The organism is Lampropedia cohaerens (assembly GCF_001005215.1).
Classification (GTDB): Bacteria; Pseudomonadota; Gammaproteobacteria; order Burkholderiales; family Burkholderiaceae_C; genus Lampropedia; species Lampropedia cohaerens.
This window is the reverse complement of record NZ_LBNQ01000040.1, coordinates 120518-136511: the sequence shown is the minus strand read 5'-3', so window position 1 is coordinate 136511 and position 15994 is coordinate 120518. Positions and strand designations below refer to the sequence as shown.

General features: G+C 63.0%; 17 protein-coding genes. 8 read left to right on the top strand and 9 right to left on the bottom strand.

The annotated features are described in order from the left end of the window. Positions 1-14: 14 nt before the first annotated feature. Positions 15-218 carry a hypothetical protein gene (locus AAV94_RS14970; RefSeq protein ID WP_156454449.1) on the bottom strand — a complete coding sequence of 68 codons (204 nt, stop codon included), beginning with the start codon at positions 216-218 and terminating at the stop codon, positions 15-17. Between AAV94_RS14970 and AAV94_RS13305 the strand changes: the two genes are divergently transcribed. Then, positions 202-717 carry a hypothetical protein gene (locus AAV94_RS13305; RefSeq protein WP_046742682.1) on the top strand — a complete coding sequence of 172 codons (516 nt, stop codon included), beginning with the start codon at positions 202-204 and terminating at the stop codon, positions 715-717. The two genes, AAV94_RS14970 and AAV94_RS13305, sit on opposite strands and share 17 nt — an antisense overlap. An 11-nt stretch (positions 718-728) precedes the next feature. Here AAV94_RS13305 and AAV94_RS13300 read toward each other — a convergent pair whose 3' ends face one another. The 5 genes from AAV94_RS13300 to AAV94_RS13280 all read right to left on the bottom strand — a co-directional run bounded on the left by AAV94_RS13300 (position 729) and on the right by AAV94_RS13280 (position 5369). Beyond that, a complete protein-coding gene (locus AAV94_RS13300) occupies positions 729-1250 on the bottom strand; it encodes a disulfide bond formation protein B (protein ID WP_046742681.1) in 522 nt (173 codons plus the stop codon). Continuing rightward, positions 1247-2356, bottom strand: a complete 1110-nt coding sequence (locus AAV94_RS13295; RefSeq protein WP_046742725.1) for a sulfate/molybdate ABC transporter ATP-binding protein — start codon at positions 2354-2356, stop codon at positions 1247-1249. Before AAV94_RS13295 ends, AAV94_RS13300 begins: the two co-directional genes overlap by 4 nt. Continuing rightward, positions 2353-3351 (bottom strand): sulfate ABC transporter permease subunit CysW, encoded by a 999-nt coding sequence (gene cysW, locus AAV94_RS13290; protein ID WP_084824930.1) that lies wholly within the window; start codon positions 3349-3351, stop codon positions 2353-2355. The genes AAV94_RS13295 and cysW overlap by 4 nt, the downstream gene beginning before the upstream one ends. Then, positions 3348-4244 (bottom strand): sulfate ABC transporter permease subunit CysT, encoded by an 897-nt coding sequence (gene cysT, locus AAV94_RS13285; protein ID WP_046742723.1) that lies wholly within the window; start codon positions 4242-4244, stop codon positions 3348-3350. Before cysT ends, cysW begins: the two co-directional genes overlap by 4 nt. 111 nt (positions 4245-4355) lie before the next feature. Continuing rightward, positions 4356-5369 (bottom strand): sulfate ABC transporter substrate-binding protein, encoded by a 1014-nt coding sequence (locus AAV94_RS13280; RefSeq protein ID WP_046742680.1) that lies wholly within the window; start codon positions 5367-5369, stop codon positions 4356-4358. Between the two features lie 214 nt (positions 5370-5583). On the opposite strand from AAV94_RS13280, the gene AAV94_RS13275 reads away from it, so the two are divergent. Then, on the top strand, positions 5584-5793 hold the full coding sequence (locus AAV94_RS13275) for a hypothetical protein (protein WP_046742679.1): 210 nt from the start codon (positions 5584-5586) through the stop codon (positions 5791-5793). Between the two features lie 533 nt (positions 5794-6326). Then, positions 6327-7379, top strand: coding sequence for a metal-dependent hydrolase (locus tag AAV94_RS13270; protein ID WP_046742678.1), 1053 nt, complete (start codon positions 6327-6329; stop codon positions 7377-7379). A gap of 22 nt (positions 7380-7401) precedes the next feature. Here AAV94_RS13270 and rsgA read toward each other — a convergent pair whose 3' ends face one another. Both rsgA and AAV94_RS13260 read right to left on the bottom strand, forming a co-directional pair. Continuing rightward, positions 7402-8397: a ribosome small subunit-dependent GTPase A gene (gene rsgA, locus AAV94_RS13265; RefSeq protein ID WP_046742677.1), complete on the bottom strand. Its 996-nt coding sequence runs from the start codon at positions 8395-8397 to the stop codon at positions 7402-7404. Between the two features lie 15 nt (positions 8398-8412). Then, positions 8413-9726: a M48 family metallopeptidase gene (locus AAV94_RS13260; protein ID WP_156454448.1), complete on the bottom strand. Its 1314-nt coding sequence runs from the start codon at positions 9724-9726 to the stop codon at positions 8413-8415. A 148-nt stretch (positions 9727-9874) separates the two neighbouring features. Here AAV94_RS13260 and orn point away from each other — a divergent pair, with 148 nt between their 5' ends. The 5 genes from orn to AAV94_RS13235 all read left to right on the top strand — a co-directional run bounded on the left by orn (position 9875) and on the right by AAV94_RS13235 (position 14177). Further along, complete coding sequence (orn, locus tag AAV94_RS13255; protein ID WP_084824936.1) at positions 9875-10501, top strand: oligoribonuclease; 627 nt, start codon at positions 9875-9877, stop codon at positions 10499-10501. A gap of 222 nt (positions 10502-10723) precedes the next feature. Next, entirely contained in the window at positions 10724-11380 is a 657-nt protein-coding gene (gene adk, locus AAV94_RS13250) for an adenylate kinase (RefSeq protein WP_046742676.1), read from the top strand. Positions 11381-11638: 258 nt separating this feature from the next. Further along, a complete protein-coding gene (locus tag AAV94_RS13245; protein ID WP_084824928.1) occupies positions 11639-12607 on the top strand; it encodes a YihY/virulence factor BrkB family protein in 969 nt (322 codons plus the stop codon). Positions 12608-12679: 72 nt separating this feature from the next. Further along, the gene (locus AAV94_RS13240; protein ID WP_046742675.1) at positions 12680-13090 is read left to right on the top strand and encodes a polyhydroxyalkanoate granule-associated phasin; all 411 of its coding nucleotides are present in this window, start codon (positions 12680-12682) and stop codon (positions 13088-13090) included. 7 nt (positions 13091-13097) lie between these two features. Continuing rightward, complete coding sequence (locus tag AAV94_RS13235) at positions 13098-14177, top strand: 6-phosphofructokinase (protein WP_084824927.1); 1080 nt, start codon at positions 13098-13100, stop codon at positions 14175-14177. A 180-nt stretch (positions 14178-14357) separates the two neighbouring features. Here the strand turns inward: AAV94_RS13235 and ntrC are convergent, their stop codons facing one another. Next, complete coding sequence (gene ntrC / locus AAV94_RS13230; RefSeq protein WP_084824926.1) at positions 14358-15977, bottom strand: nitrogen regulation protein NR(I); 1620 nt, start codon at positions 15975-15977, stop codon at positions 14358-14360. Positions 15978-15994 lie beyond the last annotated feature (17 nt).

Sequence of the window (15994 nt, the reverse complement as noted above, 5' to 3'; positions counted from 1 at the left end):
AGGATCAATCAAAGTCAATCCGCCATTTTCCACGAAACAACATTTCTTTCCGTTATAAGAAGATTCACGCGCACACCAATCACACCAAATTCTGCGGGCAACGAGGCGCCGTTGTCTGGCAGCGTCGGCACGGCAATGCCGGATAATGCCTGAGAACCTGTTGCCTGCTGGCAGCGCCACACTGGATGGAAGCGACAACGCATGAACGCACGGCTCATATTGATCACCCTCCTCGCGATCGCCATCGGCGGCCTGTACTACTTCAACTGGGATGCGCTGAACACGCCAGCGACCACGTCTCTGGGCATCGCCTCCATTGACGCGCCGCCGGGCCTCGTGCTGCTGGTACTGCTGGCTGCGCTGGCTATTCTGTTTGTGGCCTATATCCTGTGGCTCAAGGCCACGATCATCGTCGACTATCACCGCCACACCAAGGAGCTGAAACGGCAGCGCGAGCTGGCGGAAAAAGCGGAGGCCTCGCGCTTTAACGAACTGCGCGAGCTGCTAACGCAGCAGCACAGGGAAAGCCAGGACACATTGCGCCGCCAGATCGAGGAGCTGGAGGACCATCTCTACGCCCGCGTGGACGATTCCGACAACACCACTGCCGCCTATATCGGCCAGATCGAGGACCAGCTGCGTCGCGCACCTGCTCCCCAGTTGGCACACAATGCCGAACCCGATCAGGGGTCACCCGACTCGGGGCCGATCCGCTGAGCAATAGCTTGTCACGCGCCGCGCCGCAAGCCGCGGCGAACGGCCACTGCCAGCAAAGCCACGGTGAACGCCGCAAAGGCGATGAAAGACCAATTGGCAATCGACAGACCCAGCAGCGTCCAGTCCACCGTCACGCAGTCGCCGGTGCCCTGAAACAGCGCGGGAATCTTGTCGCGCAGCGGAATGCGCCGCTCCATGATGCCGTAGAAGTCCCGCCCGCAGGTCAGAATCTCCGGCGGATACCACTGCATCCAGCTCTGCCGCGCGGCAACGAACGCGCCAAATCCCGCCGACACCAGCGCCAGGGCACCCCACAGGCCAAGCCACAGGCGGTGTCCCCACAGCGCGCCGATTCCCGCAGTCAGGATCACTGCAGTGAGCGCGTAGCGCTGCACGATGCACATGGGGCACGGCACCAGTCCCACGGCATGTTGCAGGTAAATTGCAAACGCCAGCAGGCAGGCCGCAGCCACGGCGATGATGGCCAGCAAACGACGGGTGGAGCCGAAAAAGAAGTTGCAGAGCGCACTCAAGGGGTTGTTCCTTCCACAAAAACACGGGCACGCTTGGGAGTCACCACCAGAATGTCGCCTTCGCGCAGGCCCAACTCGGCAAACCGCTGCGCCGAGAGTTGCGCCTCGATGAGCGAATCCGCCGTCACGGACGTATTGTCCGCCTCATTAGAGGCTCCTTCGGCAATTAGTTCCAGGCGAGCCAGCGGCCCGACGACTATTGCCCTGTCCAGTCTGGCGATGATGCCCTGCGGCTGAACCGCGCTGCCGGGTTCGTAGCGACGCACGTCCAATTCATGTGGTCGCACATAGGCCAGCGCGTTGCCGGTCTGTGTTGCGTCATCGGTCCTGAGCGCAAAGCCCGAGAGGTTGACGTTGCCGTTGCTGGCGCGCCCGCGGAACAGATTGACATCCCCCAGAAAACCATAGACAAATGGACTGGCAGGATTGTCCCAGACTTCCTGCGGCGAGCCGACCTGTTCGATATGGCCACGGTTCATCACCACCACGCGGTCGGCCACCTCCAGCGCTTCCTCCTGATCGTGCGTGACGAACACGCTGGTCACATTCAGCTCCTCGTGCAGGCGCCGCAGCCAGCGCCGCAGTTCCTTGCGCACCTTGGCATCGAGCGCGCCAAAGGGCTCGTCCAGCAGCAGCACCTGTGGCTCCACCGCCAAGGCACGCGCCAGTGCAATGCGCTGACGTTGCCCACCCGAGAGCTGCGAGGGAAAGCGGTCGGCCAGCCAGTCGAGCTGTACCAGCTTGAGCAGCTGCATGACCTTTTCGCGAATCTCTGCCTTGCCGGGGCGCTGCGCGCGTGGCCTGACGTTGAGGCCGAATGCCACGTTGTCGAACACCGTCATGTGACGAAACAGCGCGTAATGCTGGAAGACGAAGCCCACCTGGCGCTCGCGCACATGCACGTGCGTCGCATCCTTGCCGGAAAACAGCACCACACCGCTGTCTGCCGATTCCAGCCCGGCAATGATGCGCAGCAGCGTCGTCTTGCCGCAGCCTGAAGGACCCAGCAGCGCGATCAGCTCGCCGGTGCGCACGCTGAGGCTGACGTCCCGCAGGGCCTGAAATTCGCCAAAGGTCTTGCTGATGTTCTGTACTTCGATGCTCATGCTGTGTGCTCCTTGCTTGTCGCGCCCGCGACGTTGGCCGGATAGGCCCATCCGGCGCTGCGCAGTGCGCCCTCGGCGATGGCCGCCTCGCCGGTTGCATCAGGATTTTCGGGCGGCAGATCGCCTGCATGCCGACGCTGCGCCGCATGCTGCCACTCCACCCAGGTCTTGATCGCCAGCGTCACCAGTGCCAGCAGCGCCAGCAAGGTCGCCAGCGAAAACGCCGCCACCGACTGGTAGTCGGCATAGAGGATTTCCACCTGCAGCGGAATGGTGTTGGTCTGGCCACGGATGTGCCCGGAGACGACCGACACCGCGCCGAATTCACCCATCGCCCGTGCGTTGGTGAGGATGACCCCGTAGATCAGCCCCCACTTGATGTTGGGCAGCGTCACGCTCCAGAACGTACGAAAGCCAGATGCACCCAGTACGATGGCGGCCTGCTCCTCGTCCGTGCCCTGCGCCTCCATCAGCGGGATCAGCTCGCGCGCGATGAACGGGAAGGTCACGAAAATGGTCACCAGCACGATACCGGGCACGGCATAGATGATCTTGATGTCATGCGCCTGCAGCAGCGGACCGAGCCAGCCATAGACCCCATAGACCAGCACGTAGGCCAGCCCGGCCACCACCGGCGAGATCGAGAATGGCAGATCGATCAGCGTAATCAACAGTGCCTTGCCCCTGAACTCGTACTTGGCGATGGCCCAGGCAGCCATGACGCCAAACACCAGATTCAGTGGCACGACGATGGCAGCCGTAATCAGCGTCAGCCGCACGGCCGACCATGTCTCGGCCGAGTCGAAGGCGCGCAGGAATGCGCCTATGCCCTGACGGAACGCCTCGACAAAGACCGCAACCAGCGGCAGTACCAGAAACAGCAGCAGGAAGGCCAGCGCCGCGCCGATGAGCAGGCGCCGCACCAGTGGGGATTCCGTAGTCGTGACCACGACACGCGGCTGCGCCGCTGGTTGGTCTTGTGCAGTGGCAGTCATTGGTGCGTCCCTCCAGCCCGGCGGCGTTGCCACGCCTGCAGGCCATTGATGACGAGCAGCATTGAGAACGACGCCACCAGCATCACCAGCGCCACCGCGGTGGCGCCGTTGTAGTCGTACTGGTCGAGCTTGCCGATGATGATGAAGGGTGTGATCTCCGAGACCATCGGGATGTTGCCGGCAATGAAAATGACCGAGCCGTATTCCCCGATGGCGCGCGCAAATGCCATCGCAAATCCGGTCATCAGCGCAGGCAGGATAGCAGGCAGGATGACCTTGCAAAAGGTTTGCCAACGCGTTGCGCCCAGGCAGCCGGCCGCCTCCTCCAGTTCCTTCTCGAAGTCTTCCAGCACGGGCTGCACGGTGCGCACCACAAACGGCAATCCGATGAAAATCAGCGCCACAACCACCCCTATGGGATTGAAGGCGACCTGCACCCCGATCATGTCGAACCAGCGGCCCACCCAGCCATTGGGCGCCAGCAACGCCGCCAGCGCAATGCCGGCCACGGCCGTTGGCAGCGCAAACGGCAGGTCCACCAAGGCATCAACCACGCGCTTGAAGGGAAACTGATAGCGCACCAGCACCCAGGCCACCAGCATGCCGGCCACCAGGTTGACGCAGGCCGCCAGCAACGACGCACCGAAGGTGAGCTTGTACGAGGCCACAACACGCGGCGCGGAAACGGCCTGCCAGAATTCCTCCCAGGTCATCGAGAAGGTGTTGGCAAACAGCACAAAAAGAGGCAGCAGGACGATCAGGCTGAGATAGAACAGCGTATAGCCCATCGTCAGGCCAAAGCCGGGCAGCACACGCTTGGGGCGCCCGGCGCGGCGGAACCGCTCCCCTGTGGACAGCGGCGAGTTGCCAAAGAAATGCAAAAAGGAAGGCATAGGCGACACGGTCAGAAACGAAAGCGCCTGCTGCAAGCATCCGCGCTCGCAACAGGCGTAGCGGGGCGGACAGCCGCCCCGCACAGGAATGATGCAACGTTCAAGCGATCATCAACGTGCCAGTTGGTAGAGCTTGTCGAATTCGCCGCCGTCGTCAAAGTGGACTTTCTGCGCCTGCGACAGCGAGCCGAAGTACTTATTGACACGGAAAAGCTTGACCGGCTTGAACTGCTCCTGGTACTTGGTCAGCACCGCTTCGGAGCGCGGACGCAGGCCATGCCGTGCGGCGATCTCCTGCGCTTCTTCAGTGTAGAGGAAGTTCAGGTAGGCCTTGGCGGCTTCGGCCGTGCCCTTTTTCTCAACCACTGGCTCGACAATGGCTACCGGGTTCTCAGCCAGTACGCTGCTGCTCGGGTAAACGGCCTCGACCTTGCCTTTGCCGAACTCGCGCTCCACCGACAGCACCTCGGATTCGAAAGTGATCAGCACATCACCGATGTTGCGCTGCAGGAAGATCGACGTGGCATCGCGCCCGCCCTTGCCCAGCGCCGGCACGTTCTTGTAGAGCTTGCTGACAAAGGCGCGTGCGTCGTCCTCACTGCCGCCTTTCTCCAGCACCGAACCCCATGCGGCCAGGTAGGCATAACGCCCATTGCCTCCCGTCTTGGGATTAACGACGACAACCTGCACATCTTCCCTGATCAAATCGTCCCAGTCGCGGATGTTCTTCGGATTGCCATCACGCACGAGAAACAGCATGGTCGAAGTCGTCGGCGCCGCATCATAGGGGAAGCGGCTGGCCCAGTCCTTGGCCACAAAGCCATGCTCGGCGAGAAACTCGATATCCGTCGTCGTGTTCATGGTCACCACGTCGGCTTCCAGCCCTTCGCGCACGGCGCGCGCCTGTGCGCTGGAGCCCCCGTGAGCCTGGTCAACGCGAATGTCCTGGCCGGCGGCTTCCTTGTAGTGCTTCGAGAAGGCCGGGTTGATCTCCCGGTAGAACTCGCGCGCCACGTCGTACGAGGCATTGAGCAACGTCTGCTGCGCGAAAGCCGCGCTGCTGGCCAGGGCAAGTGCAAAAGCTGCAAATGTAGTCTTGAGAACGGCGCTCTTGGTGATAGACATGCGGTGTTGTCGGTCGAACATTGAAGGAGCCGGATTCTGCGCGGCTTACTTATTATCTCAAAATACATATTTGTACTTCATATATTTCACAAAGATATATGAATAGGTACCACTGGCTGCCGCTGCGCAATAGGCGAGCACGGCTCTCATGCATCCAAGCGCGCTGCCAGCGAGAAGTTCTAGAATCAAAGCATTGACAATAGAAACGTTCCCCATGACCGATACCTCCCCCTCTTCGGCCTCGAATTCGGTTCGCCTGATACTGTCCTTTGACGCGGACAAGCTGCTGTTCCACGCGCAAAGCCCGGAAGTTCAGGGGTGGCATGCCGAAGCCTCCACTCCCTACACGCTGCACAAGCAGTTCCTGCGCCAATTGCGTCTGGGCGGCAAGGCCAACATTGACATTCAATATAAGCCGCACTGATTTCGATGCACACTTGCGCCTCCGCGCACAGCCCGCGGGTTGCAATGCATTCTTTCGTCTTCATCGTCTGGCACCATGCCATCAATGCGTTCGCGCAACGTCACCCAATGCGGCAGTTGCGGTGCCCGGGCCAATCAGGGCATTGATGGTTGCACGCCAGCGTGGTCGCATGGATTAGTTCGGCACGCGTGAAGACATCCATCCAGCGCGCCGTGACCATCGTCGTGGTCAGGGCTTCACCGACTCGCCTCTCATGACGCAGTCAAGGCAGGCATTCAAAGCGCGCAGGATCGGCAATACTGGCGTTCGTTCCGGGCGTCTGGACATCGTTGCCCATTCCGGTCAGCCCCTAGGGAATGCCTGCATAGGGCAATCTACTGGGGGCTAGGTAACGCGTTAATCGCAGGCGCGTTGACAGACACCTAGTGTGATGCGGTGCATCGCACCTGCGCACGCTTGATACACAGACTGCCTTGCACGGGATCACGCCGGCTGTGCGGGGCCGGGCTAGGTAAGTTTTTTTTGGAACACACGTGGACTCCCTCTCACAGGCTTTACTCGGCGCTGCGGTGATGGCCGCACCCCTTCCGGCACGCCAGCGTCGCAAGGGCCTGGCGGTCGGCGCGGCATTGGGCACGTTACCGGATCTGGACACATTCATCGTGCCGTTGTTCACGCAGTCACCGGTCGACCTTTTCACCTGGCACCGCGGGCCCAGCCACGCCTTGTGGATCCTGTGCCTGCTGGCACTCGCGGTGTGGGCGGTGGCCTGGCGCTATTCCAACACCGTGCGTGCGGCACCACGCGGCTGGTTGCTCGGCATTGCCCTGGCGCTGCTGAGTCACCCGCTGCTTGATGCCTTCACGGTCTATGGCACGCAGCTGTGGTGGCCATCTGCCAGCAGTCCGGTGATGTGGGCCAGCCTGTTCATCATCGATCCGCTCTACACTCTGCCGCTGCTGGTGGCGGTGGTGCTGGCACTGATCGGAGGAGCCCAGCGGTGGGCAGGACACGCGCTGTGGTGGGGCCTGGCACTGAGCACGCTGTACATTGCTTGGTCGCTGACGGCGCAATCGCTCATCGCACGTGCCACTCGCGACGATCTTCAGGCGCTGGGGCTTGAAGATGCGCCAAGACTGGTCATCAATACCCCCGCCAATACTTTGCTGTGGCGCATCATCGTCCTGCAGCCCGATGGCTATGCCGTCGGATACCGCAGCCTGTTCGATGGCGATGTGCCGCTGACGCTGGAGCATTACCCCAGCGAGACCGCGCTGCTGGCAGAACTGGCGCCCCACAGCGCGGATATCCGGCGGCTGCAGTGGTTCACCAGCGGCTTCACCGCGGCCTCCGTGCAGGGCCGCTACCTGGTGCTGGAAGACCTGCGCATGGGCTCCGAGCGCAGCGGCTATGTATTTGGCTTTCGCGTCGCCAAGAACACCGCGGCAGAAGATGCTGCACCCGAATGGCAGGTGCTGCAGCCGGCCACCCTGGCACCACGGCAGACCGATCTGCGCAGCCGCATGATCGCCGAGGCACGGAGCGCATGGCAACGCATCCTGCCCCGGCAGGGCGGCCACCATTGAGCAGCGCGCCGCCCGATCGCGATCAGTCAGGCAGCTGCAGCAGCAACGACTGGTACAGCGCGTAGCGCGAGGCCGCGATGCCAGGCTGCGACGGCGGCGCATCCTCGGCAAGCACCGCCGCTCGCACCACGCAGCCTGGCTCGTGAATGTGGGTGCAGTTGTGAAACCGACAACCTTTCGCATGGCATGCAATGTCCGGCATCCAGCGCGCCAGATCGCGCCGGCGGATATGGTGCAGCCCGAACTCCTGGAATCCCGGTGAATCGAGCACCGCCGTGCCGCTGGCCCGGTCTACCCAGTACCAGGTCGTGGTCGTCGTCGTATGGCGGCCGCTGTTGAGTGCGCGCGAGATTTCGGCCGTCTGCGCCTGCGCATTCGGCACCAGGCGGTTAATCAACGTACTCTTGCCGACCCCTGACGGCCCCAGCACCAGTGTTGCCCTGCCCCGCAGCCGCTCGCACAGCGCTGCGTAATCCGTGCCGCCATCGGGATCTGCCAGACTCAGCCGCAGGACCGGGTACAGCGGCCTGCACGCCTGAGGGCCGGACGCAGCCTCTGCGGCAACCTCGCCGCAAGGCGCTGTCGGCACCGGCTGCCGGTACGCGGCAAGGCGCTGCCAAGCTGCGGCGTAGGCCGGCGCGAGATCCTGCTTGTTCAGGCCGATTACCGCTTCAATGCCGGCTGCCTCGGCCGCCACCAGCGCCTTGGCCAGCTGCCACTCGGAGAACACCGGGTCAGCAGCCAGCAGCACCAGCACCTGATCGATGTTGGCCGCAAACGCCTTCGTGCGCACCGCATCCTGCCGGTAAAAAAGATTGCGGCGCTCCAGAATGGCTTCGATCATGCCATCGTCGCCCTGCCCGGCCTGCGCACGGCGCCACTGCAAGCGATCGCCCACCACCGCTTGGCTCTTCTTGCCGCGCGGGTGGCAGATACGCCGCGTGCCGTCGGCAGACTCGACGACATAGTGCCGCCCGTGTCCCGTGACAACCAGACCGGTCTCCAATGGCGCGTTCATGGCAGCTCGACCGCGTTAGCCCGGCGTCATCGCGCCCAGGCGCGCGAGTCGCTCCGTCGCCGGCGGATGGGAGTAATGAAAGCGCGCATACAGCGGATCCGGCGTCAGCGTCGACGCATTGTCCTCGTAGAGCTTGAGCAATGCCGCGGCAAGCGCCTTGGCATCAGCCTGTTGCGCGGCATAGGCATCCGCCTCGAATTCATGCTTGCGCGACAGCTGCGCCCAAACTGGTTGCACCAGCGCGCCAACTACGCTGACCAGCATGCTAAACAGGATCAGCGCCAATGCACTGTTGGCAGCAGCAACCTGCGTAGTGCCCTCGACCAGCATCGGCTCAACGCCCAGGCCCGTGAAGAACCACGACTGTTGCAGCAGCCAGCCCAGCAGCGCCAAGCCTGCCAGGCTCAGCACGCAGAACGTGATCAGCCGCTTGGTAATGTGGCGATGCTTGAAATGCCCGAGCTCATGGGCCAGCACAGCCTCGACCTCGGCATCGGAGAGTTTGCCCAGAAGCGTGTCGAAAAACACCACGCGCTTGGCGTTGCCCAGGCCGGTGAAATACGCATTCGCATGGGCGCTGCGCCGGCTGCCATCCATGACGAACAGGCCCTGGGCAGTAAAGCCGCTGCGCGCCATCAGCGTCTCGATGCGCGCTCGCAGCGCCGCATTCTCCAGCGGCTTGAACTGATTGAACAGCGGCGCGATCACCGTCGGATAGAGCCACATCATCAACACGTTGAACCCCATCCACAGCGCCCAGACCCACAGCCACCACAGGCTGCCGGCTGCCTGCATCAGCGCCAGCACCGCGGCCAGCAAGGGAACAGCCAGCATTGCGCCAACGGCGCTGCTGCGCAGGAAGTCGCCCAGCCACAGCCGCCATGTCATCTTGTTGAAACCATAGCGCTGCTCGATCACGAAGGTCTTGTACAAGGTCCAGGGAACGCCCAGCAGAGCGGCGACGGTGCCAAACACCAGAAGCAGCACCAGCTGCTGCAAAAAACCTGGCCCCATCAACCCCAACAGCCATTGATTGAGCGCATTCAGCCCGCCCAGCAGGGTCCATCCCAGCAACACCACCGCCGAAACGGTGTTTTCCACCATGCCAAGGCGCACGGTATCCATCGTGTAATCGGCTGCACGCTGGTGCGCCGCCAGCGAAACCCGGCTGACAAATGGGGCCGGGACCTCGTGACGATGCGCCCTGACGTGGCGAATCTGGCGTGCCGCCAGCCACAGCTGCAACACCCACTGCAGCGCCAGTGCCGCTGCAAAAAAAACTGTCAACCAGACCATGGGCGTATGCCCGGACACAGCCACTGCTTCCATTCCAGATAGTTCATTCATAAGTCAAGAGAAGCAAGGCGCCAGTGTATCGGATGCGCCCTGTCCGAATTCGTTCACGATCCACTCACCTGCGCAGCGCGCTATCCCCATTTTCAGCGCGCAGGCTCGCGGGATGCGCGACAATTCGGGAATGACGAACGACCTTCCCTTGTCGCCAGCCACCGATGCGACTGGCGCGCCCCTAACCGAAGAACCGGCGCACGCGCCTACCTTGGCGAAATCGGACGACAACCTGATCTGGCTCGATTGTGAGATGAGCGGCCTGGATCCCGAGAAAGAGCGCCTGTTGGAAATTGCCGTCGTCGTCACCGGCCCGCAGTTGCAGCCACGCATCGAAGGGCCGGTCATCGCCATTCACCAGAGCGACGAGGTGCTGGACCGCATGGATGCCTGGAACAAGGGCACCCACGGGCGCAGTGGCCTGATTGAGCGGGTAAGAGCCTCGACGATTGATGAGGAAGCCGCCACCGAGCTGCTGCTCAAGTTCCTGCGCCAGTACGTGGGCAAGGGCAAGTCGCCCATGTGTGGCAACACCATCGGGCAGGACCGGCGCTTTCTCGTCAAGTACATGCCAAAGCTGGAGGCCTACTTCCACTACCGAAACATTGACGTCAGCACGCTCAAGGAGCTCACGCGCCGCTGGAAGCCGGAGATTGCCGCCGGATTCCGAAAAGCGCAGAAGCACACGGCATTGGCCGACGTACACGAATCCATCGACGAGCTGGTGTTCTACCGCGCCCAGGTCATGAAAATCTGAGCGTCCCGCCTTCGTCCATGCGCTGCGGCGCGCATACTTACGACTTTGGACGTAGCGGGACTCCCCAATGTCTGGCGGGGCCCTGCATGCTATGCTTTGCCGCCCGGCCGATGGTGCGCTGCCTGCCGCCGCGCCCAGCCTCCTATCCCACGCGCGCTGCTGACCGTCCAACAGCAGCGGCCATTCCCATTTCCCAGGAATCCAAACCGAGGACATCACCCAATGAGACTCATTTTGCTTGGCGCTCCAGGCGCAGGAAAAGGCACCCAGGCCGCATTCATCTGCAAGAAATACGGCATTCCGCAGATCTCCACCGGCGACATGCTGCGCGCAGCCGTCAAGGCGGGTACGCCGCTGGGCCAGAAGGCCAAGGCGGTCATGGATGCCGGCCAGCTGGTCAGCGACGACATCATCATCGGCCTGGTCAAGGAACGCATTGCCCAGCCCGACTGCGCAGGCGGCTTCCTGTTCGATGGGTTTCCCCGCACCATTCCGCAGGCTGACGCCCTCAAGGAAGCAGGCGTCAAGCTCGACTATGTGGTGGAAATCGACGTGCCGTTCTCCGACATCATCGAGCGCGCCACCGGTCGTCGCCAGCACCCTGGCAGCGGCCGCACCTACCACGTCAAGTTCAATCCACCGAAGGTCGAAGGCAAGGACGATGTGACCGGCGAACCCTTGATCCAGCGCGACGACGACAAGGAAGAGACGGTCAAAAAACGCTTGGAAGTCTACGACGCGCAGACGCGGCCCCTGGTGGACTACTACGCCCGCTGGGCCGAGCAGGAGCCGGACGTGGCCCCCAAATACCGCAAGATCAGCGGCGTTGGCAGCGTCGAAACCATTACGGCGCGGGTGTTCGAGGCGCTGTCGAGCTGACGCGCGCTCTTGACACTGCGTAACTACGGCGCCCGCGAGGGCGCTTTTTTCATGCTGCCGTCTGTGAACTGTTCCACGAACTGTTCATGCGTTGCGCAACCAGGTAATGACGCGGTGGGCAAGACGCCCGGGACCGCCAACTCTGCTGGCGGTTTACGCCTTGCACGGCCTCCGATGGCAGGTCACCGCAACGCATAAAAAAGGTTGTGGTCACGCTCTGACATGCGACCGCGTGCAGCAAACGTTACATTAACGGGCATGCGCAGTGAACACCCCCGTATCGATCCGCCGCGTGCCTCGCTCCTGCAACGCATCATGCAGTCCTGGCTGGTGCAGGGCGTGCAGGCTTGGCTGGCCGCCGACGGCCTGCGCCTGAGCGCGGCCATGGCGTTCTACGCCATGCTGAGTCTGGCCCCGCTGCTGGTTCTGGTCGTGGCCGGCCTAGGATGGTGGCTGGATCGCACAGTCGTCGAGGAAACCATGATCGACCAGGTCGAGGCGATCACCGGCGAGCGCACCGCCGCCGTCGTGCAGCAAGCCCTGCACAGCGCGATGGAGCCCACGCAGGGGCTAATTGCCACCGTCATTGCCTTCGTCGTGCTGCTGTCTGCAGCCACGGGTGTCTTTGTCGCCCTGCAGGACTCGCTCAAGGCCATCTGGGGTGTTGCCAAGTCAGAAAATCAGCCCTGGTGGTGGCTGCTGGTCCTGCGCCTGCGTGGCGTGGGCTACATGCTGGCGCTGGGCGGACTGATGCTCGTGTCGCTGGTGTTGTCGGCCGTCATGCGCGTCGTCGCCAAAGTGCTCTCAGGCGTAGTGAGCCATCCCTGGATATGGATGGCGCTTAACGAAGTGGTTTCCTTCGTCATCGTAACGCTCTTGTTCGTCGGCATGATGCGCATCAGCGACGGGCGCAAGCCGTCCCTGCGCTACCTGGTGCGCGCCGGTGCCATTGGCGCGGCCCTGTTCACGTTGGGCAAGCACGCGATGACCATGTACCTCTCCGGCGCCGCCATCGTGTCGGCCTACGGGGCAGCGGGTTCGCTGGTCGCGCTGTTGATGTGGCTGTACTTCTCCAGCGCCATCCTGCTGCTCTCGGCCAGCCTGGCCAAGGCCATGTCGGATGCCGACGCCGTCCCGCTTCAAAGCGGCGACAGTGATCATGACAAGCCAGCAGCAGGCGACGCATCCCCGCGCGCTGAAGACTTGCCGGTGCAGACAACGCAGTGAATCGTTGCGACAACGAACAGCATGCTCCCCTCTTCCTCTGCGCACCGTACAGCCGCCTCTGAAAGGTACCCCATGACCGCCCGCCCCCGTCCTCGCAAGCCCAGTGGCAGAGCCAGCCTTCCCGCCAAGTGGTTGGAACTGCAGGTGGCCGCGCCGCAGGTCATCGCCCATCGGCTGGGCCGCATGGCAACAGCAGGCCCGGTACTTTCAGTCCGTGACCAGCGGGAATTCACACACATGCTGACGGAAAAACAGGCCGCGTTCTGGATGTCCTGGTGGGCCATGGGCACAGAGCTCTGTCGCATCCAGAGCGAGCTGACGCAAGCGTCGTTGCAAGGCGTGCTGACAGGTCAGCCTGCATGGATTGGCATGAGTTGGTGGCAGTGGCCGACAGCCTTTCAACGCGTGCTGGAGTCAGGCTTGACACCGGTGCACCGCAGGGCTGTCGCCAACGCCAGGCGCCTCAACCGAACCCGCCGGTAACGCCGCAATGCGCCCCACTTCCACACAGCCCCCACGCCACGTTGGCATCCTGACCGGCGGCGGTGACTGCCCCGGTCTCAATGCCGTCATCCGAGCTGTCACCCAATCATTGATCCTGCAGGCAGGCGTTCGCGTCACCGGCATCGAGCAGGGATTTCTGGGATTGATCGAAGGCAGGTTCCGGCCCCTGGAGCTGGCCGACGTCACCCATATCCTGGGTGATGGCGGCACCGTTCTCGGCGCACACAATGCGGCCAATCCCTTTGATTGGCATGGAGAGGACGTCTCCGCGCAGGCGCTCGCCAATGCACGGGCACTCGGACTGGACGCACTGGTTGTGGTGGGCGGAGACGGCACGATGAGGATCGCCCACCGCTTTGACCAGCTGGGCCTGCCCGTCGTTGGCGTGCCCAAGACGATCGACAATGACCTGCTCCACACTGACCGCACCTTTGGCTTCGACAGTGCCGTGGCTGTGGTCTCCGAGGCCTTGCAGCGGCTGCAGACCACGGCGCGTAGCCATCAGCGCGTGATGATCCTGGAGACGATGGGACGCTATGCAGGATGGATTGCGCTGCATGGTGGTCTGGCTGCGGGCGCGGACATCCTGCTCATTCCCGAAGTGCCTTTCTCGCCGCACATCGTCGCCGAAGCCTGCACCCACTGCGTTGCACGGCAGGGCTATGCATTGATCTGCATCGCCGAAGGTGCGCATGCGGCAACCGGCAAGCAGATCGTGCGTGCGCATCTGCCGCACAGCCCGGATCCGCTCCGTTTGGGCGGGGTGGGCGAATGGTTGTGTCAGCAGCTGGAAGGGACGCTGACAAGCGAGGTCCGTTCCACCCAGCTGGGGCACATCCAGCGCGGGGGGCCGCCAACCCCCTTTGACGCCGTGCTCGCAACCCTGTTTGGCTGGCACGCGGCGCAACTGGTCCTGCAGGGCCAGTTCGGTCGCATGGTCGTCCTGCGTGGGCAGGCCTGCGCCAGTGTGCCCCTGGTCGATGTGGCGCAGGGCATTCGCACTGTCGGGTTGAACGACCCCGCGCTACTGGCAGCGCGCGATCTAGGCATTTGCCTGGGGAACTGACGCATCCGCTCTCGCCGCTCAGAAGCGGTTCAGGAACGCCCTATTGCCTGCGTTCTCCTGCCTGGAGAGCGAGGCAAGACGTAGACAACCAGTCGGGCTAGGTACGCAGCGCAGGAAAGGAGCGTGTCACGCTGCTGGAATCTGGATGGGTGGCGTTTGCGCGCCGCCACCGCCCGCGCGTCAGGCCCGGCGCACGAACGCGGCGGCGGCATCCTCATCGCCCGGCTGCTCTTCGGCAGGCGGCAGTGGCGCTGGCGCATCATCCAGATGCAAATCCTGGATCTTGCGCGTAATGGTGTTGCGCCCGATACCCAGGCGCTGCGCCGCCTCGATGCGCCGACCTCCAGTGGCCGCCAGCGCGGCACGGATCAGGGTCGCCTCAAAACGGTGCGACAGCGTATCCCACACATCCGTTCTGCCACTGGCCAGCATGGCCGCAGCGTCCTGTGCCAGTGCGCGCGTCCAGTCCGGGGAAGCGTGGCCTGCCGCGCCATCCTGCACAGTTGCTGCAGGCGTCGACACATGCGCAACGCCCGCGGGCACTCCGGAAGAGACCGCAGGCGCGCCCTGACCAAAGTCAATGCGCGCGGGCGTCGCCACGTCTGCCACAGAGGCTGGCTGTCCATACTGCAGGATTTCCGGTGGCAGATCGTGACTAGAAATGATCTGCGCCGGTGCCATCACCGTCAACCAGTGGCAGGTGTTCTCCAACTGACGCACATTGCCCGGGAACGGAAAGCGGCTGAGCACATTCAGTGCCTCCTGCGAGATGCGCTTGGGCTCGACCCCTAGCTGTTTGGCGCTTTTGGTAAGGAAGTAGCGTGTCAGTACGGGAATGTCCTCCGAGCGCTCCCGCAACGCGGGAAGGCGCACCCGGATCACGTTAAGGCGGTGAAACAAGTCCTCCCGGAACAGCCCCTTGGCAACGCGCTCTTCCAGGTTCTGATGGGTGGCCGCCACCACACGCACCTTGACTTTGATCGAACTGTGCCCCCCCACCCGATAGAACTGGCCTTCTGACAGCACACGCAGCAGACGGGTCTGCAGGTCAAACGGCATGTCACCGATCTCGTCGAGAAACAGCGTGCCGCCATCAGCCTGCTCGAACCGTCCACGGCGCTGCGTCTGCGCACCGGTGAAGGCGCCACGCTCGTGACCGAAAAGCTCCGACTCCAACAGGTCCTGCGGTATGGCCGCGGTGTTGATGGCCACGAATGGCCCCTGTGCCACAGGCGAGTGCTTGTGCAGTGCCCGCGCAACCAGTTCCTTGCCGGTGCCCGACTCACCAGTGACCAGCACCGTCACCAGGCTCTGACTGAGCCGACCGATCATGCGAAACACATCCTGCATCGCCGGCGCGCTTCCTAGTATTTCCGGCACCTGCGTATCGGCTTCACTGGTGAATTGGTTGCGCTCGCCTTCCCCTTCATACAGGGCGCGCTGAATCAGCTCGACCGCCTTGGTCACGTCAAACGGTTTGGGCAAGTACTCAAATGCGCCGCGCTGGAATGCCGAGACGGCACTGTCCAGATCGGAATAGGCGGTCATGATGATGATGGCCAGCTGCGGATACCGCTCTTGCGCCTGTTCCAGCAGCTGCAGACCTGAGCCACCCGGCATGCGGATGTCGCTGACAAGCACCTGTGGCAGACCGGCTCCGGCCTGTTCAGCCTGTTCCAACGCCTCCATGACGTCGGCAGCGGCCTGGAAACTGCGAGTGCCAACGCCCTCGCGCCCTAGCGCCTTCTCAAGGACGAAGCGAATGGAGGGGTCATCGTCTACGATCCAGACCGGATCCATGGTGTTCCTTTGCGTTG

What these genes read in the sequence shown, in the direction of transcription:
- AAV94_RS13305 (WP_046742682.1), top strand. Translation starts at nt 202, where the DNA reads ATGAACGCACGGCTCATATTGATCACCCTCCTCGCGATCGCCATCGGC.
- AAV94_RS14970 (WP_156454449.1), bottom strand. Translation starts at nt 218, where the DNA reads ATGAGCCGTGCGTTCATGCGTTGTCGCTTCCATCCAGTGTGGCGCTGC.
- AAV94_RS13295 (WP_046742725.1), bottom strand. Translation starts at nt 2,356, where the DNA reads ATGAGCATCGAAGTACAGAACATCAGCAAGACCTTTGGCGAATTTCAG.
- cysW (WP_084824930.1), bottom strand. Translation starts at nt 3,351, where the DNA reads ATGACTGCCACTGCACAAGACCAACCAGCGGCGCAGCCGCGTGTCGTG.
- cysT (WP_046742723.1), bottom strand. Translation starts at nt 4,244, where the DNA reads ATGCCTTCCTTTTTGCATTTCTTTGGCAACTCGCCGCTGTCCACAGGG.
- AAV94_RS13280 (WP_046742680.1), bottom strand. Translation starts at nt 5,369, where the DNA reads ATGTCTATCACCAAGAGCGCCGTTCTCAAGACTACATTTGCAGCTTTT.
- AAV94_RS13275 (WP_046742679.1), top strand. Translation starts at nt 5,584, where the DNA reads ATGACCGATACCTCCCCCTCTTCGGCCTCGAATTCGGTTCGCCTGATA.
- rsgA (WP_046742677.1), bottom strand. Translation starts at nt 8,397, where the DNA reads ATGAACGCGCCATTGGAGACCGGTCTGGTTGTCACGGGACACGGGCGG.
- AAV94_RS13260 (WP_156454448.1), bottom strand. Translation starts at nt 9,726, where the DNA reads ATGGAAGCAGTGGCTGTGTCCGGGCATACGCCCATGGTCTGGTTGACA.
- orn (WP_084824936.1), top strand. Translation starts at nt 9,875, where the DNA reads ATGACGAACGACCTTCCCTTGTCGCCAGCCACCGATGCGACTGGCGCG.
- adk (WP_046742676.1), top strand. Translation starts at nt 10,724, where the DNA reads ATGAGACTCATTTTGCTTGGCGCTCCAGGCGCAGGAAAAGGCACCCAG.
- AAV94_RS13245 (WP_084824928.1), top strand. Translation starts at nt 11,639, where the DNA reads ATGCGCAGTGAACACCCCCGTATCGATCCGCCGCGTGCCTCGCTCCTG.
- AAV94_RS13240 (WP_046742675.1), top strand. Translation starts at nt 12,680, where the DNA reads ATGACCGCCCGCCCCCGTCCTCGCAAGCCCAGTGGCAGAGCCAGCCTT.
- AAV94_RS13235 (WP_084824927.1), top strand. Translation starts at nt 13,098, where the DNA reads ATGCGCCCCACTTCCACACAGCCCCCACGCCACGTTGGCATCCTGACC.
- ntrC (WP_084824926.1), bottom strand. Translation starts at nt 15,977, where the DNA reads ATGGATCCGGTCTGGATCGTAGACGATGACCCCTCCATTCGCTTCGTC.